General features: G+C 68.2%; 18 protein-coding genes and 1 tRNA gene. 8 read left to right on the top strand and 11 right to left on the bottom strand.

The genetic code is table 11. The features are described 5' to 3' along the window. Nucleotides 1–5 precede the first annotated feature (5 nt). Entirely contained in the window at nt 6–428 is a 423-nt protein-coding gene (locus NX784_RS02740) for a DoxX family protein (protein WP_258815166.1), read from the bottom strand. A gap of 144 nt (nt 429–572) precedes the next feature. After that, nucleotides 573–646, bottom strand: a tRNA-Cys gene (locus tag NX784_RS02735). Nucleotides 647–805: 159 nt separating this feature from the next. Between NX784_RS02735 and NX784_RS02730 the strand changes: the two genes are divergently transcribed. Beyond that, entirely contained in the window at nt 806–2,587 is a 1,782-nt protein-coding gene (locus tag NX784_RS02730; RefSeq protein ID WP_258815165.1) for a PHA/PHB synthase family protein, read from the top strand. Nucleotides 2,588–2,617: 30 nt separating this feature from the next. Here the strand turns inward: NX784_RS02730 and NX784_RS02725 are convergent, their stop codons facing one another. Together NX784_RS02725 and NX784_RS02720 are read right to left on the bottom strand one after the other, a co-directional pair. Continuing rightward, the gene (locus NX784_RS02725) at nt 2,618–3,742 is read right to left on the bottom strand and encodes a TGL-type protein-glutamine gamma-glutamyltransferase (RefSeq protein ID WP_258815164.1); all 1,125 of its coding nucleotides are present in this window, start codon (nt 3,740–3,742) and stop codon (nt 2,618–2,620) included. A gap of 233 nt (nt 3,743–3,975) precedes the next feature. Continuing rightward, entirely contained in the window at nt 3,976–4,611 is a 636-nt protein-coding gene (locus NX784_RS02720) for an NUDIX hydrolase (RefSeq protein WP_258815163.1), read from the bottom strand. Between the two features lie 173 nt (nt 4,612–4,784). Here NX784_RS02720 and NX784_RS02715 point away from each other — a divergent pair, with 173 nt between their 5' ends. The 3 genes from NX784_RS02715 to NX784_RS02705 are packed head-to-tail and all read left to right on the top strand — an operon-like array spanning nt 4,785 to nt 7,351. After that, a complete protein-coding gene (locus NX784_RS02715) occupies nt 4,785–5,351 on the top strand; it encodes a carboxymuconolactone decarboxylase family protein (RefSeq protein ID WP_258815162.1) in 567 nt (188 codons plus the stop codon). 16 nt (nt 5,352–5,367) lie between these two features. After that, nucleotides 5,368–6,585: a patatin-like phospholipase family protein gene (locus tag NX784_RS02710; RefSeq protein WP_307735803.1), complete on the top strand. Its 1,218-nt coding sequence runs from the start codon at nt 5,368–5,370 to the stop codon at nt 6,583–6,585. Continuing rightward, nucleotides 6,569–7,351 carry a 3-hydroxybutyrate dehydrogenase gene (locus NX784_RS02705; protein ID WP_258815160.1) on the top strand — a complete coding sequence of 261 codons (783 nt, stop codon included), beginning with the start codon at nt 6,569–6,571 and terminating at the stop codon, nt 7,349–7,351. The genes NX784_RS02710 and NX784_RS02705 overlap by 17 nt, the downstream gene beginning before the upstream one ends. On the opposite strand, the gene NX784_RS02700 is transcribed toward NX784_RS02705, so the two are convergent. The 4 genes from NX784_RS02700 to garD all read right to left on the bottom strand — a co-directional run bounded on the left by NX784_RS02700 (nt 7,352) and on the right by garD (nt 13,131). Continuing rightward, nucleotides 7,352–9,019, bottom strand: coding sequence for a beta-N-acetylhexosaminidase (locus NX784_RS02700; RefSeq protein WP_258815159.1), 1,668 nt, complete (start codon nt 9,017–9,019; stop codon nt 7,352–7,354). It lies immediately after the preceding gene. A gap of 63 nt (nt 9,020–9,082) precedes the next feature. Then, nucleotides 9,083–10,453 (bottom strand): MFS transporter, encoded by a 1,371-nt coding sequence (locus tag NX784_RS02695; RefSeq protein ID WP_307735755.1) that lies wholly within the window; start codon nt 10,451–10,453, stop codon nt 9,083–9,085. A gap of 32 nt (nt 10,454–10,485) precedes the next feature. Continuing rightward, nucleotides 10,486–11,550 (bottom strand): porin, encoded by a 1,065-nt coding sequence (locus NX784_RS02690; protein WP_258815158.1) that lies wholly within the window; start codon nt 11,548–11,550, stop codon nt 10,486–10,488. 39 nt (nt 11,551–11,589) lie between these two features. Then, a complete protein-coding gene (gene garD / locus NX784_RS02685) occupies nt 11,590–13,131 on the bottom strand; it encodes a galactarate dehydratase (RefSeq protein ID WP_258815157.1) in 1,542 nt (513 codons plus the stop codon). A gap of 230 nt (nt 13,132–13,361) precedes the next feature. On the opposite strand from garD, the gene NX784_RS02680 reads away from it, so the two are divergent. After that, entirely contained in the window at nt 13,362–14,417 is a 1,056-nt protein-coding gene (locus NX784_RS02680) for a LacI family DNA-binding transcriptional regulator (protein WP_258815156.1), read from the top strand. A gap of 81 nt (nt 14,418–14,498) precedes the next feature. Beyond that, nucleotides 14,499–15,413, top strand: a complete 915-nt coding sequence (kdgD, locus tag NX784_RS02675; protein WP_370662906.1) for a 5-dehydro-4-deoxyglucarate dehydratase — start codon at nt 14,499–14,501, stop codon at nt 15,411–15,413. A 13-nt stretch (nt 15,414–15,426) separates the two neighbouring features. Here kdgD and NX784_RS02670 read toward each other — a convergent pair whose 3' ends face one another. Together NX784_RS02670 and NX784_RS02665 are read right to left on the bottom strand one after the other, a co-directional pair. Then, the gene (locus tag NX784_RS02670) at nt 15,427–18,027 is read right to left on the bottom strand and encodes a glycoside hydrolase family 2 TIM barrel-domain containing protein (RefSeq protein WP_258815154.1); all 2,601 of its coding nucleotides are present in this window, start codon (nt 18,025–18,027) and stop codon (nt 15,427–15,429) included. Between the two features lie 121 nt (nt 18,028–18,148). Then, entirely contained in the window at nt 18,149–19,528 is a 1,380-nt protein-coding gene (locus NX784_RS02665) for an alpha-L-fucosidase (RefSeq protein ID WP_258815153.1), read from the bottom strand. A gap of 189 nt (nt 19,529–19,717) precedes the next feature. On the opposite strand from NX784_RS02665, the gene NX784_RS02660 reads away from it, so the two are divergent. Beyond that, nucleotides 19,718–21,652, top strand: a complete 1,935-nt coding sequence (locus NX784_RS02660) for a TOL_0244 family TonB-dependent receptor (RefSeq protein ID WP_258815152.1) — start codon at nt 19,718–19,720, stop codon at nt 21,650–21,652. A 103-nt stretch (nt 21,653–21,755) separates the two neighbouring features. Further along, nucleotides 21,756–23,201, top strand: a complete 1,446-nt coding sequence (locus tag NX784_RS02655) for an NAD-dependent succinate-semialdehyde dehydrogenase (protein WP_258815151.1) — start codon at nt 21,756–21,758, stop codon at nt 23,199–23,201. Here NX784_RS02655 and NX784_RS02650 read toward each other — a convergent pair. After that, nucleotides 23,162–24,610: a GGDEF domain-containing protein gene (locus NX784_RS02650; RefSeq protein WP_258815150.1), complete on the bottom strand. Its 1,449-nt coding sequence runs from the start codon at nt 24,608–24,610 to the stop codon at nt 23,162–23,164. The genes NX784_RS02655 and NX784_RS02650 overlap by 40 nt on opposite strands. Nucleotides 24,611–24,710 lie beyond the last annotated feature (100 nt).

The following is a 24,710-nucleotide window of genomic DNA, read 5'->3' as shown; positions in this document are numbered from 1 at the left end:
GCCCGTCAGTTCCAGCGGCCGCCCGCGCCCCCGATGCTGTAGCGGCCCGCGCCGAGCAAGGCGATCACGACGGCGCTGCCCAGGTACATGCCCTGCAGTTCGAGCGCCCAGCCGCCGGTGTCGTTCACCGTAAAGAACTGGTGGGTATGCACGAGCAGCAGCGCCACAATCATGTTGACGACGACGATCAGCGCGGCGGCGCGGGTGTACAGGCCCACGAGGATGAGGAGCGGCGCGACGACCTCGCCGATATAGACCAGGTACCCGAGCCCCGCCGGCAGGCCCGCCTTCGCGAGCATGCCGCTGATGAAACCGACGCCTCCGATGAGCTTGGAGACGCCGTGGAACAGGATCAGGACCGAGAGCAGCAGGCGCAGCAGCAGCTTGCCGGCGTCGTCGTACGTGGGGATGCGGTGCGTCGTTTCCATGGCGGCTCCTCGTGCGTGAATGTTCATCGCGAAACGTCCAATGCGGAACATTGTACGCCTGCCGAGCTGCTTCATCTGCTGCGCACGTGTGGCGTGCCGGGCGGTTATTGCTGGCGGGAATGGCAGTGAGTGTGGAGTGTAGATTGGAGGCGAGGACGTGAGTCGAACACGTCTGAACGGCTTTGCAGGCCGTCGCATTACCGCTTTGCTACCTCGCCGAAGAGCATGGTAAATCGACCGCCGGGTTTATACCTGAGCTGCATCAAACGTCCGGTGTCCTCGGCACGGCACCAAGCGGCCGCAGCGTGGTCAAAGGCGTATGATCCTGCGAAAGGAAGCGTGATGCACACTCCCTTCTCCATCCCGGCCGAGGTGCCATGAACATCCTGTCCCATATTCCGCCCAGCGAGCAGCGGCGTGAAGCGAGCACGTGGCAAGGAGGCCCGCGCCCGCACTACCCGGAGGCCAGCGTAGCGAACGCCCACATCGACCTCGCGCTGAACGCGGCGCTGGGCCGCCTGACCGGCTACGTGTCGCCGGCCGCGCTGGCCGGCGCGTGGTACGACTGGGCCAGCCATTTGCTGCTGTCGCCCGCCAAGCAGATGGAACTCGGTGTCCAGGCCGTCAGCAACCTGCAGCGCTGGATGCAGTACAGCACGAGCGCCATGTTCGGCACGCCGGCGGAGCCCGTGCAGCCGCTCGCGCAGGACAAGCGCTTCGACGATCCGCTGTGGCATGCGTGGCCCTGGAACCAGCTCAGCCAGGGCTTCCTGCTCACCCAGCAATGGTGGCACCGGGCGACGAACGACGTGCGCGGCGTGTCGTCACACCATGGCGACGTCGTCACGTTCGTCGCGCGCCAGCTGCTCGACGGCGTGGCGCCGTCGAACTTCATCGCCACCAACCCGGTCGCGCAGCAGGTCACGTTCGCCAGCGGCGGGCAGAACCTCGTGCACGGGCTGGTCCGCGCGGGCGCGGACGTGCGTCGCGCGCTGGCGGGCACGTCCGCGCCCGTCAGCCACCGGCCCGGGCGCGACGTGGCCATCACGCCCGGCAAGGTCGTGATGGAAAACCACCTGATCGAACTGCTGCGCTACGATCCCGCCACACCGCAGGTGCACGCCGTGCCGCTGCTGATCGTGCCGGCCTGGATCATGAAGTACTACATCCTCGACCTGTCGCCGCAGAACTCGCTCGTGCGCTACCTCGTCGAGCACGGGCATACGGTGTACATGATCTCGTGGAAGAACCCGCAGGCCGACGACCGCGACCTGTCGCTGGAAGACTACCGCCGCCTCGGCGTGATGGCCGCGCTGGACACCGTCGTGCGCGAGACAGGTTCCCCGCAGGTCAACGCATGCGGCTATTGCCTGGGGGGCACCCTGCTGGCCATCGCGGCGGCGGCGATGGCCCGCGACGGCGACGAGCGGCTGGCCAGCATGACCTTGCTGGCGGCCCAGGTCGACTTCACGGAACCGGGCGAGCTATCGCTGTTCATCGACGAAAGCCAGGTCAGCTTCCTCGAAGCCGTCATGTGGCAGCAGGGCTACCTCGACACGCGCCAGTTGGCGGGCGCCTTCCAGCTGCTGCGCTCGAACGACCTGATCTGGTCGCGGCGCCTGCGCCACTACCTGCTCGACATCCCCGACAAGGCCAACGACCTCGCCTCGTGGAATGCGGACGCGACCCGCATGCCGTGCCGCATGCACTCGCAATACCTGCGCAACCTGTTCCTGCAAAACAGCCTGGCGAGCTCGCGCTACCTCGTCGACGGCCGGCCCGTGGCGCTCACCGACATCCACATCCCGATCCTGGCCGTGGGCACGATGACGGACCATGTCGCGCCCTGGCGCTCCGTGTACAAGATCATTCCGTTGAGCGACACATCCGTGACGTTCCTGCTGACGTCGGGCGGGCACAACGCGGGGGTCGTGTCGCCGCCGGGCAGGCCGGGCCGCACCTACCAGATGAGCACGCACGAGCACGACGCCCCCTACGTCGATCCGGACAGCTGGCAATCGGACACGCGCATCCGCGAGGGCAGTTGGTGGCCGGCGTGGGAACACTGGCTCGCCCGGCTGGCGGGTCCATTGACCGCGCCACCGCCGCCGAGCCGCGCGCTGCGCGACGCGCCCGGCCTGTACGTCTTGCAGCCGTAAAGGGCCGCCACTGCGGTAGCGCCGGTCCGCTCAACCCGGCAGCACGATATCGGCCGTACCCGGACAGACGTTGCGCGCGAACTCGCGCGAAAAATCGATGCAGCCGCCGTCCGCGTACACGCCACGGCCATCGCGCAGGCGCGACATGCGCGCGACGACCTGCGCCAGCGCGGCCGGATTCGCAGCCGTTTCCGCGACCTTCGCGGCGACGATCGCCTCGTTCATCCGCACGTCGCCTGCCGCATCGATATAGGTGCCGTCGCGCCAATGATAGATCTCGAGGCATTTCGTGACCAGGCTGTACGGCCGGTCGCGCTGCCAGAAATTGCTGAAGAGGCCGTTGCCCAGGTAGATCACCCACGAGCCCTCGTAGCCGGACGCGTCCGACGAATGCGCGTCCGGGTTACGGAACCACACGCGGTCGCCCGGCACGTACCAGCGCGCCGGCAGCGGCGCATCGAAGGCACCGTACTCGACGAGGAAGACGTCGTGGAAGGCGCCCGACTGGACGGCGCGCGTTTCCCACTGCCGCTGTAACGCCGCCAGCAAAGCCGGGTTCACCCGTTCCAGTTCGCGGGCGATCGCCAGCAGCATCACGTATTCCGTCGCGCGATAGCACGAGAACGCGTACGTGCGCCCATCGCCCGCTTCCGGCTGCGTCGCGAGCGTCAGCGCCTCCACCAGCGGGCGGCCCGGCAGCACCGTGAACCCGCGGTCCTCGTCATACGTCCAATGGCTGGCCGGGCGGTCCGCTTCCGCGGTGCCGAATGTGAGCTGCGTGGCGCGCGCGTCCACGACGATGTTGCGGCGGATCGCCACCGCCGCCAGGAACTCGGCGGCGCTCGCGAAACGCAGCGGACGCGGCGCGGCAAGCATCGCGAGCACGATCTCGCGTTCCAGATCGTGCGGGTGCGCGGCCGTGTCGAGGCCCAGGTCGCGGCACAGGTTCAACGTGTCGCCGTCGTCGACGAAGGCGTGCGCCGCCTCGATCGACAGCACGAACGGATGCCCCAGCCGCGGCGATGCGACGTACGCGCGCAGGCCCAGCGCATCGAGCTTGTCCAGCACTTGGCGGTGCTGCAGGGGTTCGTCGGAGACGATGTCCAGGCCACCGGCATACGGCGGCGCGACTTCCGGAAAAACGGCTAACTTCACGATGCGACGGCCTCGAAAGATTGGCGAGACGAACAAAAGACTTCCCAAATGCAACAGACACGGTACGCCCCGAAACTGAGGCGGACATTAAGGCAGCCATTGCGAACATTACAGATTGGAAAGACTTAGCGTGTCTCGCTCATCGTGCATCAAACTTGAGGTAACTCAATTGCATCTCGGCGCGACGCTGTCGCAAACCAAGGAATCCGATGAATCAGGACTTCGAACGCCGATCACGATGCGAGCAGCGCGTCCAGGACGGCCCGGTCCGTGTCGCGGTTCAGCAGGACACGCGCCTGCGCCGGCGTGACGAGATGGACGGCTTGCGATTCCCACCCCATGTGCGCCGGATGGCCGCCGATGCGGCGTGCGACATAGAACCGGGTGAACGTCTGCGTGCGCGCGAAATCGCCCAGCCAGGCCGTCAGCTCGACGTGCAGGCCGGACTCTTCCCAGACTTCGCGGATCGCGGTCGCCTGCAGCGACAGACCCGGCTCGGCGCGCCCCTTTGGAAACGTGGCCGTGTAGCCGCCGAAGGCATTCGATGGCGCCACGAGCCACAGGCGCCCATCCCCTTCGCGCACGACGGCGCCGGCGGCCGCGTGCTTGCCGGGAGGCAGGTCGAACGGCGGGTCGGCAAACAGCGGGGTGTCGGTCGCACGGCGGCACGCGTCCTCGACGGTCTCGCGCGCGCACGCGGCCAGCGGCACGCCGGCCAGCACGCCCGGGCACTCGCTGCCGGGGACGAAGGTCAGCGCGGCCCGCGGATCGGCCAGCGCGTGGAGGTTGGCCTCGCACGACGGCGCGTGCAGGCGCACTTTGCGGCCGTGCTCGTCCGGATGCGGGTGATAGGTCCAGGTCGCGCTCATGCTGTCGTTACGGCGTCGATTCGATGCCCCGACTATACCGCGCCGGCGCAGGTATGGCGCGGGTCATCCAATCGTACGGCGGCCCCATCCGCAATTTGCCAGAATGGCGCCCGAAGCAAGTCGCCGCCCCGGGCTGCTACTGCCCTGCCCTTTCATCGACACAGCGAGGAACGATGCGTTTGCCACTGATCCCACCGGCCGAACTCGGCGCCGAACAAAAAGCCCTTTACGACGACATGCGCAAGGGGATTGCCAGCAACTTCAACGCCTTCAAGGTCGAACGCGAGGACGGCGCCCTGATGGGGCCGTGGAACCCGTGGCTGCACGAGCCCGCGATCGGCAAGGCGATCTGGAACCTGACGCTCGCGATGACGGCCAACGCGTCGCTGCCCGACAGCGCACGCCAGATCGCGATCCTCGTCGTGGGCGCGCGCTACAACGCCGCGTACGAACTGTATGCGCACGTCGCGGTCGCCGAACGCGAAGGCATGTCGACGGAGCGGCTGGCGGCGCTCGTCGCCGGACAGAAGCCCACCGACTTGTCGCGTGAGGAAAACGTCGCGTTCGATTTTTCGTACGCGCTGGCGCGCGGCGGCGTGCTGCCGGAGCCGCTGTACCGGCTCGCCGTCGCCACGTTCGGCCAGCACGGCGCCAATGAGCTGATCTACCTGGTCGGGCTGTACGCCCTCGTGTCGACGACGCTGAACGGCTTCAACGTGCCGGTGCCGGAACGTGAATAAGCGCGGCGAAAGCGTGCTGCACCAGGGCACGCGCGCGCCCGCGGAACAGCCGAAGCCGTGCGCGACGGAGTTCGACAGCATCGCCCTCGTGCTGCAGGGCGGTGGCGCGCTGGGCGCCTACCAGGCCGGCGTGTACGAACGTCTGCTTGAAGCGGACGTAGAACCCACGTGGGTGGCGGGCATCTCGATCGGCGCCATCAATAGCGCGATCATCGCGGGCAACGCGCGCGAGAACCGCGTACCGCGGCTGCGCGAATTCTGGGAGTTGGTCAGCTCCGCCGGCGCCGGCATCGTGGGCGAACAGTGGACCGGCATGCCGCTCGTCGACACCTTGCACGCGTGGGTCAACCAGCTGGCCGCGGGCCAAGTGCTCGTGCAGGGCGTGCCCGGCTTCTTCGAGCCGCGCGTGCCGCCGCCCTACCTCGCGTGGCCCGGCACCGGCGCGACGAGCTTCTACGACACGGCGCCGCTGCGCGCCACCCTGGAGCGCCTCGTCGACTTCGACCGCATCAACGCGCGCGAGACGCGCCTGTCGGTCGGCGCCGTCAACGTCAGGACCGGCAACTTCGCCTACTTCGACAACGCGGTCGACCGCATCGGCCCCGAGCACGTGATGGCCAGCGGCGCGCTGCCGCCCGGCTTCGACGCCGTCGAGATCGAGGGCGAGCGTTACTGGGACGGCGGCATGGTGTCGAACACGCCGCTCGACTGGGTGCTGTCCGCGCGTTCGCGCCTGCACACGCTCGTGTTCCAGGTCGACTTGTGGAGCGCGCGCGGCGAGGTGCCGACCGATATCGCGGGTGTCGCCACGCGGATGAAGGAAATCCAGTATTCGAGCCGCACGCGCAACGCCACCGACGCGTTCCGCCGCATGGAGAAGCTGCGCACGGCATTCAACGAACTGCTCGCGCAGATGCCGCCGGAGCTGGCGGCCACGCCGCAGGCGAAGCTGCTGGCGGAAGCGTCCGACCGCGCGCTTTACAACATCGTCGAACTGGTCTACCGGTCGCCCACGTACGAAGGCCAGTACAAGGACTTCGAATTCTCGCGCCGCACGATGACCGAACACTGGCAGGCCGGCTACGCGGACGCCGCGAAGACGCTGGCCCACGCCGAGATCTTCAAGCTGCCGCGCCTCGAGGACAACCCGGCCGTGCACGATTTCCTGACGGCGCCGGTCCACCCCATTCCCATCCCATCCACCGCAGAGGACAACCATGAACATGCAGGATAAGATCGCCGTCGTCACGGGTGCCGCCAGCGGCATCGGCAAGCAGATCGCGAAAACGTATTTCGACAACGGCGCGAAGGTCGCCATCGCCGACCTCGACCTGGCCGCCGCGCAGGCCGTCGCGCGCGAATTCGACCCCACCGGCACGCGCGTGCTCGCGGTCGCGATGGACGTCACGAACGAAGAGCAGGTCGACGCGGGCATCGCGCTCGTGGCCGACAAGCTCGGGGGCATCGACGTGCTCGTGTCGAACGCGGGCATCCAGATCGTCGCGCCCGTCGATCAATTCAAGTTCTCGGACTGGAAGAAGATGCTCGCGATTCACCTCGACGGCGCCTTCCTCACGACGCGCGCCTGCCTCAAGCGGATGTACGCACAGGGCCGCGGCGGCACCGTGATCTACATGGGGTCCGTGCACTCGAAGGAAGCGTCGGTGCTGAAGGCGCCGTACGTCGCCGCGAAGCACGGCCTCGTGGGCCTGGCGAAGGTCGTCGCAAAGGAAGGCGCCGCGCACGGCGTGCGCGCCAACGTGATCTGCCCCGGCTTCGTGCGCACGCCGCTCGTCGAGAAGCAGATCCCGGAACAGGCGAAGGAACTGGGTATCAGCGAGGAAGACGTCGTCAAGAAGGTGATGCTGAAGGAGACGGTCGACGGCGAATTCACGACCGTCGAGGACGTGGCGCAGACGGCGCTGTTCCTCGCCTCGTTCCCGTCGAATGCGCTGACGGGCCAGTCCATCGTCGTCAGCCACGGCTGGTTCATGCAGTGATCAGCGCGGGCCGTCCAGCGGACGGTAGTTGACGTCCTGCGCCCGCAGCCGGTCCAGCGCGGCCGGCATGCGGGCCGCGAAGCCGCCGTAGTCCTTCTGCGCGCGCGGCGTCCACAGGCCTTCCGCCAGTGCCAGCAGGCGCGGCCACGCCATGTATTCGACGTCGCGCGGCGTCGGCATGTATTCGGTCCACAACTGCGCCTGGCTGCCCAGCACGTGGTGCGCCTGTGCGGGCGGCAGCGCGGCCGGCAGCGGGTCGTATGCGTATACGCGCGCGAGCGTCGTCACGTCGCGCACGCCCATCGGTTCGCGGAAGCCCGGGCTTTTCGGGTCGGCCTGCCAGAAGTCGAAATAGGTTTCCCGCTCCGGCGTCATGACGACGTCGTGCCCCGCCGCCGCAGCCTTGATGCCGCCCGCCTCGCCGCGCCAGCTCATCACGGCGGCGCCGGGCGCGAGGCCACCCTCCAGGATCTCGTCCCACCCGATCAGGCGGCGGGCATGCTGCGCGAGGTACGTGTCCATGCGGCCGATGAACCAGCTCTGCAAGCCGTGCAGCGCGGGATGCTCGGCCGGTTTCCCCTGCGCGTCGCGGTAGTTCTGCACGTCCGCGAGCACGGCCGCCGGCGCGATGAGGCCGAGCTGCTTCATGCGCGCCAGCGCGGCCGGCGACTGCGCCCATTCCGTCTTCGGGCACTCGTCACCGCCCACGTGGATGGTTTGGCCGGGGAACAGGTCCATCACTTCGTCCAGCACGTTCTGCAAGAAGGCGATCGTGCCGTCCTCCACGTTGAACACGTGCGGGATCACGCCCCAGTCGGTGCCGACCTCCAGCCGCTGCTCCGGATGATTGCCCAGCGCCGGATACGCGGCGATGGCGGCCAACGCGTGGCCCGGCATCTCGATTTCCGGCACGATCGTCACGTGGCGCGCGGCAGCATACGCGACCACTTCGCGGATGTCGTCCTGCGTGTAGAAGCCGCCATGGCGCTTCCCATCGTAGCGCGGCGGCGCATACGCCAGCATGCTCTCGCGCCGCCACGCGCCCACCTGCGTGAGGCGCGGATAGCGCTTGATCTCGATGCGCCAGCCCTGGTCGTCCGTCAGGTGCCAGTGAAAGACGTTCATCTTGTGCTGGGCCAGCAGCTCGATGTGCTTCAGCACGAATTCCTTCGGCATGAAGTGGCGCGCGGCGTCCAGGTGGCTGCCGCGCCATGCGAACCTTGGCTCGTCGTCGATGGCCACCGCCGGCAGCGCCCACGTGCGCTGCACGGGCGCGTGCCGGTAGACGTCGGCCGGCAGCAGCTGGCGCAAGGTCTGGATGCCGTAGAACAGGCCGGCCGGCTGCGCGGCGGAGATCGTGACACCGCGCGCGTCGCTCACGAGGCGGTAGCCTTCCTTGTCCGTGGCCGCCGCCGGATCGAGGCGCAGGCGGATCGCATTGCCGTCGTCATGGGCGCCGACGGGCAGGTTGAAGCCGGTGGCGGGCCGCAGGTAGTCGCGCAGCAGCGCCGCCTCGGGCAGCGCGGCGCCGCTGGCGACGATGCGCGTGGATGCCGTCAGCACATACTCGCCGCTCCTCTGCTCCATGCGCGCCGGACGGGGCACCACGTCCTGCGCGTGGCAGGCTCCGATCAGACAACAGCAGGACAGGACGGCAACGATGCGCATGGTCGACCCCGGCAAAAATGGATCAGGCATTGTAGCCCGACCATGCCGGGGTCGGACACCCGCTTATGCCGTCGCGGGCCGCAGCGACTTCACGAGCTTCACCCGCTTGATCTCGCCCACGATGAACACATAGCTGAAGATCGTGACGGCCGCATTCGCGCCCACGAACACGAGCGCGCCCGCGAACGATCCGGTCCCCTGCACGATGTAGCCGATGACGATGGGCGTCGTGATGCCGGCCGTGTTGCCGAAGGTGTTGAACAGTGCACCCGACAGGCCGCCCGCTTCCTTCGGCGACGTGTCCGCGACGACTGCCCAGCCCAGCGCGCCGACACCCTTGCCGAAGAACGCCAGCGCCATCACGGCGACGACGAACATGTCCGTCTCGATGTAGTTACAGGCGATCATGCTCATCGACAGCAGCATGCCGGCGACGATCGGCACCTTGCGCGACAGCGACAGCGAGAAGCCGGCCTTGGCGAGACGGTCGGAGATCGCGCCGCCCGCGACGCCGCCGAGGAAACCGGCGATGGCCGGCAGCGACGCGACGAAGCCCGCCTTCAGGATCGTCATGTGCCGTTCCTGCACGAGGTAGACGGGGAACCACGTGAGAAAGAAGTACGTCAGCGTGTTGATGCAGTACTGGCCGATGTACACGCCCAGCAGCATGCGATTGCCCAGCAACTCCTTCACGCACGCGAACGTGTCGACGGCGGGCGCCTGCGCCGCGGCCTTCGCGCCATCGAGGTCGACGAGCGCGCCGCCCGCCTCGATATAGGCCAGTTCGCCGCTGCTGATGGACGGATGGTCCTTCGGGCCGTGGATGGTCTTGAGCCAGACGAAGGACATCGCGATGCCGAGGCCGCCCATCACGATGAACACGCTCTCCCAGCCGAACGAATGCACGAGCCAGCCCATGATCGGCGCGAACAGCACGGTCGCAAAATACTGTGCGGAGTTGAACAGCGCGGACGCGAGGCCCCGTTCGTGCGTGGGGAACCACGCGGACGTGATGCGGCTGTTTCCGGGGAACGAAGGCGCCTCGGCCGCGCCGACGGCGAAGCGCAGCACGAACAGCATGGCGACGGCCGCCGCGCCGGTCAGGAAGCCGACGCCGCCGGTCAGCAAGGTAAACAGCGACCACAGGAAGATGCTGAAGAAGTAGGTGATCTTCGAGCCGAAGCGGTCGAGCAGCCAGCCGCCGGGCAGCTGGGCCGCCACGTACGACCACGCGAACGCGGAAAACACGAAGCCCATCTCGACGGGCGACAGGCCCAGGGCCTTGCGAATTTCCGGGCCCGCGATCGAGATCGACGCGCGGTCCGCGTAGTTGATCGTCGTGACGATGAACAGGATGGTGAGGATGCCCCAGCGCGTGCGCGAGGCCAGTGTGGTGGCGCGCGCCGGCATGGCGGCGGTCGTTGTGTGCTCCATGGTCCCTCCAAAGGTGACGGTGTCCGCCGCGCTCAGAACGTATGGCGGATGCCGAGGTTGTAGCCGGTGTTGCCCGTACCCGACTCCGTGTTGTTGGCGACCGTGTAGCCGGCGCCGTTCTTGTTATTGATATGTGCGTACGCCGCGTACAGGCCCGTGCGTTTCGACAGGTCGTACAGGTAGCCGACGCCCCACGCGCTGGCGTCCTGGTTGAAATGCGTGCGGTCGTCCTTGTGCTGGACCGAGAACATCAGCGCGCCCGGGCCCACCGGCGCCTTGAAGCCCAGCAGCAGGTCGCGGCCGTCCGTCGACGGCGTCGGCTTCACGCCGCCGTACGGGTTGTTGGCATTGCCGAGTGTCGCGCTGTTGAAGCCCTTGTCGATGCCGTAGGCCGCGTACAGCTTGATCCATTTGAGGTCGTAGTTCGCGCCAAGCAGCGTGTTGCGGCCCAGGTCGTGCTTCGTGCTTGTCGCCGCGACGTCCGTGTTCTTGCTGTTGTAGGCGAGGCGCACGCGCAGCGGTCCGCTCGCATAGTCGACGGCGCCGCCGAACTGGCGTCCGGCCGACAGGACGGACTGCTCGCCCGCGCTGTAGAACAGTTCCACGTTCGCACCGCTCACCTTGGGCGATGCGTAGGTGACGGCATTACTGGCGCGGACGTTCGTGCCGTTGTCGGGGAAGAGATTCTTCGACGTGCCCGCGTAACCGGTGCCGAACGGATCGGCCACGGCGGTCAACGTCGTGTGATAAGGCGTGTACTGGCGGCCCAACGCGACGGCGCCGGCCTTCGTCTTCAGTCCGACGAACGCCTGGCGGTTGAAGATCGTGCCGGCGGCGTCGACTTCGCCCGTGTCGATCTTGACGCCCGTTTCCAGCGTGAAGAACGCTTCCATGCCGTCGCCCAGTGCCTCGGTGCCGCGGAAGCCGATGCGCGACGCGGACGCGGCCCCACTCGTGATCTTCGTCTGGCGCCCGGCGGCGCCGCCGTTCTCGCCCACGAAGGCGGCATCGACGATGCCGTAGATCGTGACGTTCGTCTGGGCGTGTGCGCCCGCGCCCGCGGCCAGGCCGAGGGCGATCAATACTGCTTTTTTCATGTGTCTCCTTGGTGTTATCGGTCTTGTGTTGGCGACCCGTCAGGTCACCGGCGCCGGGTTGAACAACGTGAGCGCGTTATGCAGGCGCCAATGTTCGGCCCACGTCTTCTTGCGGCCGCTCGCCACGTCGAGCAGGAAGTGGAACAACTCCCAGCCGACGTCCGCGATCGTCGCGTCGCCGGTCGCGATGCGGCCGGCGTTGATGTCCATGAGGTCGTGCCAGCGGCGCGCCAGGTCGTCGCGCGTGGCGACCTTCACGACGGGCACGGCGGCGAGGCCGTACGGCGTGCCGCGGCCCGTCGTGAACACGTGCAGGTTCATGCCGGCCGCCAGCTGCAGGGTGCCGCAAATGAAATCGCTTGCCGGCGTGGCCGCGTAGATCAGGCCCTTCTGCCGCAGCTTCTCGCCCGGCGCCAGCACGCCCGCGATGGGGGCCGTGCCGGACTTGATGATCGAGCCCATCGCCTTTTCCGTGATGTTGGCGAGGCCGCCCTTCTTGTTACCCGGTGTCGTGTTGGCGCTGCGGTCCACGCCGCCCCGCTTCAGGTACTCGTCGTACCAGGCCATCTCGCGGATCATCGCCTGCGCGACGTCGTCGTCGGCGGCGCGCGCCGTGAGTTGGTCGATGCCGTCGCGGACTTCCGTCGTCTCGGAAAACATGACGGCGGCGCCCGCGCGTACGAGCAGGTCGCTGGCGAAACCGACGGCGGGATTCGCCGTCACACCGGAGAACGCATCGCTGCCGCCGCACTGCACGCCCACGACCAGTTCCGCTGCGGGCACGGTCTCGCGTCGACGCTTGTCCAGTTCCGCCAAATGCTGTTCGGCCGTGCGCATGATGGAGGCGATCATGTCGCCGAACCCCACGTGCGCGGCATCCTGCAGGCACACGGTGTCCACCTGCTGCGCGCCCTGGATCGGAATCGCGCCCTGCGGGAACAGGCGCGCCGGCTGCAGCTTCTCGCAGCCGAGGCTCACGAGCATCGCGCGGCCGCCGAAGTTCGGGTTCGTCGCGATGTTGCGCAGCGTGCGGATCGGGATCTCGGCGCCCGGCGCATCGATGGCGACGCCGCAGCCGTACGTGTGTTCGATGGCGACGACGTCGTCCACGTTCGGGTATTTCGGCAGCAACTCCTGCTTGATGCGCTGGACGGCGAATGCGACCACGCCGGACACGCACTGCACCGTCTCGCTGATGGCGAGGATGTTGCGCGTGCCGACGGAGCCATCCGGATTGCGGAAACCTTCGAACGTATAGCCTTCCAATGGCGCCAGCGGGGCGCGCCCGCGCACCGGTTTGGGCAGATCGTCCAGCCCGCGCGCGGCAGGCATGCGGACCAGCGATTCCTCGACCCAGGTGCCGCGGGCGATGGGTTGCTGCGCGTAGCCGATCGTCACGTCGTAGCGCACGATCGGCGCGCCCTCGGCGATGTCGACGAGGGCGACCTTGTGCCCTTCCGGCACGCGCGTCGCGAGGGTCAGGCCGTCCGGAAACACGGTGCCTGCCGGCAGGCCGCCGGTGTTGGCGACGATCGCGACGTTGTCGTTCTCGTGCATGCGGATAGTGCGGGGGATGGTCATCGGTGTCTCCATGATTGCGCAATCATTTCCGTACAAAGCTTCGAGGTGCTCGGCTCAACGCCAAAATGACACCGCAATCATTTTTGTCTTAAAGATATGCCGGTCATGCGGCCATGGCAGAAAGACCATGGGCACCCGGCGTTTGGTATGATATCGCAATCATCTCCGAATGCAAGCGTTTTGTGTTCTGATGTCGTACAAGTAACCATTTAGACAACATATCGCAGAGCATGCCAGAGCCGTTCGACCTCGCCGACGACACCTTCGCCTCGAATGGGGACCGGCCGAAGAGCATCACGCTGAAGGATGTCGCGCGGCTGGCGGGCCTCTCGCCCATCACCGTGTCGCGCGCGCTCCACAATCCGAAGCTCGTGAAGCCCGACACGATCGCGCGCGTAAAAGAAGCGGCGGCGGCGATGGGCTATATCCCGAACATGCTGGCCGGCAGCCTGGCGACGAAGCGCAGCCAGCTCATCGCGGCCGTCGTGCCGCAGTTGTCGAACTCGATGTTCGCGGAGACGGTGCAGGGCTTGAACGACGAGTTGTCGGCGCACGGCTACCAGTTGCTGCTGTCCGTATCGAATTATTCGCGCCAGAAGGAAGACGACCTGCTGACGGCCATTCTGTCGCGCCAGCCGGACGGCATCGTCCTGACGGGCATCCACCACCAGGCCGGCGTGCGCAAGAAGCTGCTGGCGACGGGCGTGCCCGTCGTGGAGGCATGGGACCTGACGCCCTCCCCCATCGACATCGCCATCGGGTTTTCGCAGGAGCGGGTGGGCGAACAGGTCGCGCGCCATCTGCTGGACCAGGGCTACCGGCGCTTCGCGTCGATCTGCGCGCGCGACGAGCGCGCGAACCGGCGCCGCCTCGCGCTGGAAGCGGAACTGCAGCGGCATGACATCGCACCCGTCGCGACGCACATGGCGACGCCGCCCACGGTGCTGAACCTGGGCCGGGAAGGCTTTCGGGCGATCCTGGCCGCGGGCCATGCGCCGGAAGTCGTCGTGTGCAGCTCCGACGTGCTCGCGCACGGCGCCCTCATCGAGGCGCAGGCGCAAGGCATCGCGGTGCCGCAGGAGCTGGCCATCATGGGCTTCGGCGATTTCGATTTCGCCGCGTTCACCCATCCCCCGATCTCGTCCGTCCACATCGACAAACGCGCCATCGGCGTGCAGGCGGCCGTGTCCCTCATCGCCAAGATCGAAGGCCGCCCGCTCGCGCAGAACGTCATCGACGTGGGCTTCACGCTGATCGAGCGCGGCACCACCCACAAGGTTGCCTGACGACGACAGGCGCAAAAATATCTTGCGGTGTCACATCTGTAGTTGTACGATGTCTGACAAGTTAACCAGCCCATTGGAGCCATCGTGAATCCGTTAGAACTGAAACAAGTCATGTCGTCCGGCCTGCTGTCCTTCCCCATCACCGACTTCGACGCCGAAGGTAACTTCCGTCCCGGCACGTATGTCGAGCGCCTCGAATGGCTCGCACCGTACGGCGCGACCGCCCTGTTCGCGGCCGGCGGCACCGGCGAGTTCTTCTCGCTCACGCACGACGAATATTCGCAAGTGATCAAGACCGCGGTCGACACGTGCGCCGGCAAGGTCCCGATCCTCGCCGGTGCCGGCGGCCCCACGCGCAGCGCCATCGCGTTCGCGCAGGAAGCGGAACGCCTCGGCGCCAAGGGCGTGCTGCTGTTGCCGCACTATCTCACCGAAGCGAGCCAGGACGGCCTCGTCGCCCACGTCGAGCAAGTCTGCAAATCGGTGAACATCGGCGTCGTCGTGTACAACCGCGCGCAATGCCGCCTGACACCGGAGTCGCTGGAACAGCTGGCGGACCGCTGCCCCAACCTGATCGGCTTCAAGGATGGTATCGGCGACATCGAGCTGATGGTCTCGATCTGGCGCCGCATGGGCGACCGCTTCAGCTACCTGGGCGGCCTGCCGACGGCGGAGGTGTATGCCGCCGCGTACAAGGCGCTGGGCGTGCCGGTGTATTCGTCGGCTGTCTTCAACTTCATGCCGCAGTTGGCGATGGACTTTTATCACGCGATCGCCAAGGACGACCACGCGACGACGAACCGCCTGCTGGACGAATTCTTCCTGCCCTACCTGGCGATCCGCAACCGCAAGGCCGGCTACGCCGTGTCGATCGTGAAGGCGGGCGCCCGCCTCGTCGGCCACGACGGCGGTCCCGTGCGCGCGCCGCTGACCGACCTGACGGAAGAAGAACACGCCATGCTGGACAAACTGATCAAGGCACAGGGCGTGCGCTGATCACGTGCGCTGATCACCAGAACGTCGCCGGCGTCCCCGTGATGACGATGTCTGCGACGCGGCACGTTCCGCCTGCGGGCGCCGTCAAGCGCAGCCGCAGCTGCCGTCCCGTCACGGCGTTCACGGGCACGTCGAGTGTGTCCGCGGTGGCCGCGGCGTCGCCCAGCGGCTGCCACACGCCGCCCGTGTCCTGCGTTTCGGCGCTCACGTCGCAGCGCCCGTCCGGTGCGAACCGCACGGCCAGGCGGCCGTAGTTCACGATGCGCTCGGGGTCGATGACGATCCAGGGCTTGGCATCGCTCGGCGCCGGTGCCCACCACGTACCGGCATCGCCATCGTTCGCCAGCGACGACGCGTGGCCTGCCGCGCTGGAACTGGCCTGCGTCGGGTTCTTCAGGCCGAACGCCTGTGGCGGTCCCACTTCCATCTTGCGCGCCACGTACGGCCGCGCCGCCGCGACGGGCGTCACGCCTTCCACGAACGCCGGACCGTCGACCGTCTCCACCGTCAGCATGCCGTCGGCGAGGCCCGGCGACGTCGCGCGGATGCGCGTCGTGCCGCGCTGCCAGCTGCGCATCGCGATCGCGGCCTGGCCGTCGCGGATCGGAATGTCGCCGTTCGGCGTGAAGTCGATGCCGCGTCCAGTCGGCAGTTCGCCCGGTCCCGCTTCGAGCGCCAGGTGCACGGACGGGCTGTTGGACAAGGCCTTGCCCTCCGCGTCGACGACGGTGACGACCAGTTGCACGTCGTCCGTACCGTCCGCGTGGCGGATGACGGGACTGCTGGACGTCACGCGCAGCGCGGCCGCCTTGCCCGGCTGCGCCCACGCGGGCGGCGCGATGCCCCGGTAGGCGTTCCGATACCAGTACCAGCCGCGCTTGGGCAACCGCGCATAATCGACGAGACCCATGGAGCCGAACTTGCCCGCGATCGAACCGTGGTCGAAACCGGCCCAGATGACTTCCCCGGACCGCCACGGGAAGCGCCAGGTCTCCGGCTTGCCCGGTGTCGCTCCCGGCGTGTGTTCGATGTCGCCCCAGCTCGGGCCGTAGTCGCCCGGGCGGTCGGAGATGGTCGAGCTGTACTCCGCGACGAAGTTGGGTACGCCCGGATTCGGGAACAGCACGGCGCCGTCGCCGTTATAGCCGGCGATGTCGCCGATGCGGTCGATCTCGCCCCGCTGCGCGCCGTCGACGGCCGCGGGCCGCGTCGGGTCGAGCCGGTGCGACAGCGCGACTTCGGCCGCCAGCAGCTTGCGCACCTCGGGCATGGTCTCCTGCGCGCTGAAGAACACCTCGTTGTCCATGCCCCATGCGACGATCGACGGGTGGTTGCGGTTGATGCGGATGAGTTCCGCGAGCTGCTGCTTCACGCTGTCCTCGAACGCGGCGCGATGCGCGGTCTCCGGCGGATATGCCGACTGGCTCCACGGGCTCTTCATGCCGGCCGTGCCCCAGAACGGCGCCTCGGGCACGAACATCAAGCCGGCGCGGTCCGTCGCCTCGGCGAAATGCGGATCGTGCGGATAGTGCGAACCGCGGATGAAATCGAAGCCGGCGTCCTTCATCAGCTGCACGTCGCGGTCGATGGCGGCGTTGGTCACGGCGTCGCCCCATCCGGCCTGGTCCTGGTGGACGTTCGCGCCGCGAAAATAGCGGTGCTCGCCGTTGAGGAAGAAGCCCCGGTCCGCCGTCCATTCGATCGTGCGGAAGCCGAACTCCGTCTCGAAGCTGTCGCGCCGGCGGCCCGCCACGTCCAAGGTCGTGACAGCGCGGTACAACGTGGGCGTCTCGGGACTCCACAGGTGCAGGCCGTCCAGGCGCTTCGATTGCTGCGCGACGTCGAGCGTGCGGCCGGCCGGTATCTTGACGGAGGTGTCGGGCAGCACGGCGACGGTGGCGCCGCGGTCGTCCGCGATGCGCGTCCGCACCTTGACATTCACGGCCTTGGTGCCGTCGTTGCGCACCTCGGTGGCGACGCGCACGGCACCGGAACGGCCGGCGAGGCCCGGCGTCGTGACCGCCGTGCCGGTCCACGGCACGTGCACGTCGTCCGTCGTCACGAGCCAGACGTCGCGGTAGATGCCGCCGCTGAAGATGTGTTCACCGGCGCGCGGGGCCAGGGTCGGATCCCAGATGTTGTCGACGCGGACGGCGATGACGTTGCGTCCTGGGTGCAGCGCGGGCGTGATGTCGACGGGGAAGCCGGTGTAGCCGCCGCGATGGCGTCCGGCCTTGCGGCCGTTGACGTACACGTCGGCGGTCTGGAACGCGGCTTCGAATTCGAGCGTCCAGCGGCGCGACATCGGCACGGTCGGCAGGTCGAGGTCCTTGCGGTACCAGCCGTAGCCGACGTACACCTCGGGCGCCTGGAAGTACGGGGTGCTGAAGCTGTGCGGCAGGCCGATGGCCTGCCAGTCGCGGTCGTCGAAGTCCGGCTTTTCGGCGCCGGCGATGTCGCCCAGGTGGAAGCGCCAGGCCGCGTTGAAGTTCTGGCGCTGCCGTGCGGCCGGCGGTTCCGTGCGCGCATCGGCCTGCGCCACCACGGCGAGCAGGGACAATGCGAGGGCGGCGCGGGCCGCGATGAGTGTCAGGGGCGCCGTGTACCAACGCATGTGTGCTCCAGTGAGGTCGTCTTCGTGCGGGATCATCATTGTGACGCGACGTTCACCGCGGGCGCAATGATGAAATCGTCCGGGCCGGCGAATGATTTCCACCGGCCCGGCGTGCCGGTCGTCAGCGTACGGGTTTCAAGGCAGCGGCGGCCGAGTCGAGCTGCAGCGCGACGATCGTATCCATGTCGTTGCGCGCGGCGGCCGGCACGGCGACCTCGATGCCGTGCACGGACTGCACGACGTGCGCCGCGCCGCCGCCCAGCACGGACGCCTTCACGACGCGCGCAGGAATGGCCGGCAGCGCCAGCTTGTCGCCGCTCCAGTTCAGCACGTGCAGGTAGATCGTGTTGCCGCGCCGCGTCGATGCGCCCCAGCTGCCCGGCAGGAACGGGCCGCCGCGGGTGCCGTAGATGCTCTCGCCATGCTTGCCGAGCCACGCGCCGATCTCGCGCAGGCGCGCGGCCTGCGCGGGATCGATGCGGCCATCCGGGTCCGGGCCGACGTTCAGCAGCAGGTTGCCGTCGCGGCCCGCGACGTTCGCCAGCAGCTGGATGTAGTGCTTCAGCGGCTTCGGCGCCATGTTCGGCTGGTAGCCCCAGGCGCCGGCAATGGTCGTGCACAGCTCCCACGGATGCGTGTCGTCGTAGTCGCCCAGCGCGGCATCGCCTTCGCGCGCGTGGAAGTCTTCCTTCATGTCGGCGCGGCCGTTGACGAGGATGTTCGGCTGCAGGCGCCGCATCGTTACCTCGACCTGCGCGTGCTGCCAGTCGAAGCCGCCCGCGTAGTGCTTGCCGGCGGGACGCTTCTGCCACTGCGCGGCCGACCAGTCGCCGCCGAAGCTCAGCCAGTCGGTCTCGCCGCCGTCGAACCACAGCACGTCGATCTTGCCGTAGTTGGAGAGCAGCTCCTCGACCTGGCGGTGGTACTGCGCGCGCATCGCTTCCGCGTTGTCGCGGTACAGGTCGGGGAAGAAGTAGCCGGGGAAGCGCCAGTCCAGCGGCGAGTAGTACAGGCCCACGCCCATGCCGGCCTTGCGCGCGGCCTTCACGTAATCGGCGACGAAATCGCGGTGCGCGGCCGTCTTCGTGCTCGAGAACGGGTTGTCGCCGTCGTCGAACATCGCGAAGCCGTCGTGGTGGCGCGACGTGAACACCATGTATTTCATGCCGGCGGACTTCGCCAGCTGCGCCCACGCGTCCGGATCGAACGCGGTCGGGTTGAACTTGTCGGCCAGTTTCGCGTATTCACGGACGGGAATCTGTTCGCTGAACTGCGCCCATTCGCCGCGGCCGGGAATGGCGTACAGGCCCCAGTGGATGAACATGCCGAAGCGCGCGTCGCGCCACCAGCCGATGCGCGCGGCGGCGCTGGCATCTGCGGACGGGCCTTGCGCGGGCGCGGGCGCGGGCGCGGGCGCGTCGGGCGCGGCAGCGGCGCTGCCGCACAGGGCGGCCGCCAGCAACGCGCCGGCGCATGCGCGCTGGAACAAATATGTCGTCAAGTCTTATCTCCTGGTGGGTTCTTTTGACGCATTGTCCGAATTGCATCCACCCGCTTCAATTATGAAATTCAACATCAGGGGCAACGAAATCTGTCACACGCTATCTTCGCACAGTAGAGAATGTGTTAAATATCAATGTTTTGGTTTCTGCCATACAATTCCGCGATATCGTCAATGTGTATTCCCTTCATGCCCAGTTCCACCGCCTTCCCCTCCCCGCTGCGCACCGTCCTGGCCGCCTGCACCGCCGCGCTGCTGGCCACACCGGGCGTGATGGCCGCCGTGTCCGTCCAGTCGGATGACATCGCGGAGCTGAGCCTCGAAGAACTGGCGAACATCCAGGTGACGTCGGTGTCGCGGCGGGCGGAATCGCTGTCCGATGCCGCGGCCTCGATCTTCGTCATCACCGGGAACGACATCCGGCGGTCGGGGGCGCAATCGCTGCCGGAGGCGCTGCGGCTGGCGCCCAACCTGCAGGTCGCGCGCGTGGATGCCCGCAATTACGCCGTCACGGCACGCGGTTACGCGAGCCCGTTCGAGAACAAGCTGCTCGTCCTGATCGATGGCCGCACCGTGTATTCGCCGCTGTTTTCCGGCGTGTTCTGGGACGTGCAGGACGTCGTGCTGGACGACGTCGAGCGCATCGAAGTCATCAGCGGCCCCGGCGCCACGCTGTGGGGCGCGAACGCCGTCAATGGCGTCATCAACATCATCACGAAGCCGGCCGCCGCCACGCAGGGCGCGCTGCTGGCCGCGACGCTCGGCAAGGACGCGCGCGACGGCGCCGTGCGCTACGGCGGCGCCCTGGGTGCGGACGGCCATTACCGCGCATACGCGAAGCACGCGGAAAACGACGACACCCATACCGCGACGGCCGCCACGGTCCCGACGGGCTGGCACCGCGACCAGGCCGGGTTCCGCGCGGACTGGGGCGACGGGCTCACGGTGCAAGGCGACGTCTACGACGGCCGCCTGCGCCAGGCCGGCACGCAGGACATCCGCGTGGCCGGCGCCAATCTGCTGGGCCGCGCGAGCCGCACGTTCGCGGACGGGTCGTCGGCGTCCGTCCAGCTGTACTGGGACCACACGGAGCGCGACCAGCCGCGCGCCTTCCACGAGCGCCTCGACACGTTCGACGTGCAGCTGCAGCACGCCGTGCGCGTGGGCGCGGCGCACCACGTCGTCTGGGGCGGCGGCTGCCGGCTCGGCCACGACCGCGTGGAAAACGGCGCCGCGTTCGGCTTCCTGCCCGGCACCTTGAACCTGCACTGGGCCAATCTGTTCGCGCAGGACGAGATCGCGCTGGCGGACGCTGTGCGCCTGACGGCCGGCCTGAAACTCGAGGACAACAATTACACGGGTGTCGAAGTGCTGCCCACCTTGCGGCTCGCGTGGAACCCGCGCCCGTCGGCGCTCGCGTGGACGTCGCTGTCGCGCGCCGTGCGGGCCCCGTCGCGCATCGACCGCGACCTCTACAGCCCCACGCAACCGCCCGTCGTGGGCGGCGTGCCGCAGTACGGCGTGGCGGGCGGACCCGGGTTCGTGGCGGAGACGGCGAACGTGTTCGAACTGGGCTGGCGCGCGCAACCGCTCGCGGCCCTGTCGTACTCGGCGACCTTGTTCGCGACCCGCTACGACAGGCTGCGCACGCTGGAGCCGAATCCGTCCGGCCCCGGCAGCGTGTTCGAGAACCTCGCGGACGGGTCCACGCGCGGCATCGAGGCGTGGGCGAACTGGCAGGTCGCGCCATCGTGGCGCCTGTCCGGCGGCGGCGTCGTGCAGCACGTCGATACGGCGCTGCGTCCGGGCAGCCGCGACCAATCGGGCACGACGGGCCTGTTCACGAGCGACCCGAGCCACTACTGGTCATTGCGCTCGGCGCACGACCTGGGGCACGGGCACGAGGTCGACGTCATGCTGCGCCGCGTGGGCGCGCTCGCGCGGCCGGCCGTTCCCGCATACACCGCTGTCGACCTGCGCTACGGCTGGCGCGTGCGGCCGGGCCTCGAGCTGTCCGTCATCGGCCAGAACCTCCTCGATCCGCGCCACGCCGAATTCGGCAATCCGGCCACGCGCAGCGAGTACGAACGCGCCCTCGCCCTGCGCATCGTCTGGACGCGCTGACCCGGCCGGCGCGCCCGTGCCAAGCAAACAATCGTCAGGGATGCGATCATAGCGGCTTCCGCACGCAGCGGACCCGACACCATCCATGAATACAGGACGCTCCATGACGACTTCCAGCTATCCCGATACCCGCCTCCTCATCGCCAACGAATGGGTCGAGGCCACCGGCGGCAAGACGATCCCGGTCGTGAACCCGGCCACCGGCCAGGCCATCGGCACCGTGGCCCACGCGGCCATCGCCGACCTCGATCGCGCCCTTGCCGCCGCCCAGAAAGGCTTCGAAGCCTGGCGCTTCGTGCCCGCGGCCGAACGCGCCGCCACCATGCGCCGCGCCGCCAACCTGCTGCGCGAACGCGCCGGCGACATCGCCCGCCTGCTCACGCAGGAACAGGGCAAGCCGCTGGCCGAGGCGAAGATGGAAGCGATGGCCGGCGCCGAGATCATCGACTGGTTCGCGGCCGAGGGCATGCGCGTGTACGGCCGCATCGTGCCGGCCCGTAACCCGAACGCACAGCAGCTCGTGCTGAAGGAGCCGGTCGGCCCCGTCGCCGCGTTCACGCCGTGGAACTTCCCGATCAACCAGGTCGTACGCAAGCTCGCCGCCGCGCTCGCGACCGGGTGCTCGTTCCTGTGCAAGGCGCCGGAAGAGACGCCCGCATCGCCTGCCGCGCTGTTCCAGTGTTTCGTCGACGCGGGCGTGCCGGCCGGCGTCGTGGGCCTCGTGTTCGGCGATCCGGCAGAGATCTCGGGCTACCTGATCCCCCACCCCGTCATCCGCAAGGTCACGTTCACGGGTTCGACACCGGTCGGCAAGCAACTGGCCGCGCTCGCCGGCGCGCACATGAAGCGCGTGACGATGGAGCTGGGCGGCCACGCCCCGGTGATCGTCGCCGAGGACGCGGACGTCGCGCTGGCCGTGCGTGCCGCCGGTGCCGCCAAGTTCCGCAACGCGGGCCAGGTGTGCATCTCGCCGACCCGCTTCCTCGTCCACAACGCCATCAAGGACGAGTTTACGCGCGCCTTCGTTGCGCATGCCGAAGGCCTCAAGCTGGGCGATGGCCTGGCCGAGGGCACCACCTTGGGTCCCCTCGCGAACGCGCGCCGCGTGACGGCGATGACGAAGGTCGTCGAGGATGCGCAGGCCAAGGGCGCCATCGTCGCGACGGGCGGCAAGCGCGTGGGCGACGCCGGCAACTTCTTCGCGCCGACGATCCTGGCCGACGTGCCGCTGGAAGCGTCGATCTTCAACGACGAGCCGTTCGGCCCCGTCGCCGGCATCCGCGGCTTCGACAGCCTCGAGGACGCCATCGCGGAAGCGAACCGCCTGCCGTACGGCCTCGCCGGCTATGCGTTCACGCGCTCGATCAAGAACGCGCACCTGCTGATGAACCGCGTCGAAGTGGGCATGTTGTGGATTAACCAGCCCGCGACGCCGAGCGCCGAGCTGCCGTTCGGTGGCATCAAGGACTCGGGCTATGGTTCCGAAGGCGGTCCGGAAGCGCTGGAGTCCTACCTGAACACGAAGGCCGTGTCGATGGTGGGCGTCTGAGCGAGGGCGACCCGGTTGCGGCCGGCGTGCTTGGCGTCGTAGAGTGCCCCGTCGGCTTGTGAGAGCATCGTGCCCACGGGCGTGCCCGGGATGGTCCAGCAACCAAGGCCGATGCTGACGGTGGCGTGCAATCGCGCGCCGCCGGCCAGCGGAATCGGCTGCGCGGCAAACGCCTCGCAGATACGCTCGGCGATCGCATGCGCATCGTCCACGCTGCAGCCGGGCAGCAGCACGGCGAACTCTTCTCCCCCTAGGCGGCCCAGCACGTCGCCACTGCGCAGGCAGCTCGACGCCAGCCGCGCGAACCCCGTCAACACGTCGTCGCCGGCCGCGTGGCCGTGCGTGTCGTTGACCTTCTTGAAGAAATCGATGTCCATCATCAGCACCGCGGCGGGCCACGCGGCGGGCGCCGCCAATAGGTCTTCCGCGCGGGCCAGGAAGCCGCCGCGGTTCAGCACCTGCGTCAGCGGGTCGTGCGACGCCGCGTGCTGCAGGCGCGCCAGCAATTCGTTACGCGCGACCATCACGCTGGCGACCGCGAGCGGCGCCAGCGCCGTCAACGTCACGCCCACGCGCAACGACATGACGGCCTGCGGTGTGTCGACGGGCGCGCCGATCACGAGCGCGCCGCTGGCGATGGCGAGCAACGTCCACATCGAGAAGAGCAACGTGATGCCGGCCGTCGCGAACAGGCTGTACGTGAGCGCGCACCACAGCATCGCGGGAATCGGATAGGCGATCACACCGGGGCCGCCCAGCTGCGTGCCGAGCCACAAGCTGCCGGCGAATGCGGCCAGCGGCGCCGCGTATTCCGCGCGACCGCCGCGCCACAGGTGCCAGTCGCCGCGGCGCCGGAGTCCCGTCAGGCGGCGCACGAGGTCCGGCATCGTCAGCAGCACGGGCAGGATCGCGATGTAGTTCACGAGCTCCGTGGAAAACCAGAACAGGAAGCCATACGCGGGCGTGCCGCCGTACAGCGCGGGATGGATGACGCTGCCGCCGACACCCGCGGCCGCGGCGCCGCTCATCGCGACCAGGACGAAGCGTAGCATCGAGCGCGGATGGCGCAGGCCGCGGTACTCGTCGGGGAGGCGCGCGAGCAGCTGCCAGCAGACGGTCACGCCCATCAGGTTCGTGGACGTGAGCATCAGGGTCTTGGGCCAGCCGTGCCCCATCACGAGGTCGGCCACGACATAGCCGGTGACGGCCGCCAGCCAGTGCGCAGTGCGCGGCGGGTGGCCACGGCGCAGCAGCAGCCCGACGAGGACGGCGTTCGTCGGCCAGAACGCGGCCAGCACGCCGGGCGGCGCCGTGTAGATGCCGAAGATGGAGGCCACGAAGACGACGGCGCCGACGCGCAGCGCGTCCCTCAGGTCGAGGCAGGGATTGAGAGATAGGGAAGACGACATGGACCGGACGACAGGATGGTGGACAAACAAGGTCCGGTCAGCGTAGCACAATTCCAAAAAAGAAATTGTTGTTTCTTCTTAGAAACGTATTGCCCACGCA

The sequence above is a fragment of the Massilia pinisoli genome, assembly GCF_024753285.1.
In the GTDB taxonomy this organism is placed as follows: domain Bacteria; phylum Pseudomonadota; class Gammaproteobacteria; order Burkholderiales; family Burkholderiaceae_D; genus Telluria; species Telluria pinisoli.
Note: the sequence above shows the minus strand (reverse complement) of the source record. Positions and strands in the feature narration are given on the sequence as shown.

Coding starts and splice junctions, on each gene's coding strand:
- garD (WP_258815157.1), bottom strand. CDS start 13,131: ATGACCATCCCCCGCACTATCCGCATGCACGAGAACGACAACGTCGCG.
- NX784_RS02655 (WP_258815151.1), top strand. CDS start 21,756: ATGACGACTTCCAGCTATCCCGATACCCGCCTCCTCATCGCCAACGAA.
- NX784_RS02650 (WP_258815150.1), bottom strand. CDS start 24,610: ATGTCGTCTTCCCTATCTCTCAATCCCTGCCTCGACCTGAGGGACGCG.
- NX784_RS02670 (WP_258815154.1), bottom strand. CDS start 18,027: ATGCGTTGGTACACGGCGCCCCTGACACTCATCGCGGCCCGCGCCGCC.
- NX784_RS02730 (WP_258815165.1), top strand. CDS start 806: ATGAACATCCTGTCCCATATTCCGCCCAGCGAGCAGCGGCGTGAAGCG.
- NX784_RS02705 (WP_258815160.1), top strand. CDS start 6,569: ATGAACATGCAGGATAAGATCGCCGTCGTCACGGGTGCCGCCAGCGGC.
- NX784_RS02690 (WP_258815158.1), bottom strand. CDS start 11,550: ATGAAAAAAGCAGTATTGATCGCCCTCGGCCTGGCCGCGGGCGCGGGC.
- NX784_RS02715 (WP_258815162.1), top strand. CDS start 4,785: ATGCGTTTGCCACTGATCCCACCGGCCGAACTCGGCGCCGAACAAAAA.
- NX784_RS02720 (WP_258815163.1), bottom strand. CDS start 4,611: ATGAGCGCGACCTGGACCTATCACCCGCATCCGGACGAGCACGGCCGC.
- NX784_RS02660 (WP_258815152.1), top strand. CDS start 19,718: ATGCCCAGTTCCACCGCCTTCCCCTCCCCGCTGCGCACCGTCCTGGCC.
- NX784_RS02680 (WP_258815156.1), top strand. CDS start 13,362: ATGCCAGAGCCGTTCGACCTCGCCGACGACACCTTCGCCTCGAATGGG.
- NX784_RS02700 (WP_258815159.1), bottom strand. CDS start 9,019: ATGCGCATCGTTGCCGTCCTGTCCTGCTGTTGTCTGATCGGAGCCTGC.
- NX784_RS02695 (WP_307735755.1), bottom strand. CDS start 10,453: ATGGAGCACACAACGACCGCCGCCATGCCGGCGCGCGCCACCACACTG.
- NX784_RS02740 (WP_258815166.1), bottom strand. CDS start 428: ATGGAAACGACGCACCGCATCCCCACGTACGACGACGCCGGCAAGCTG.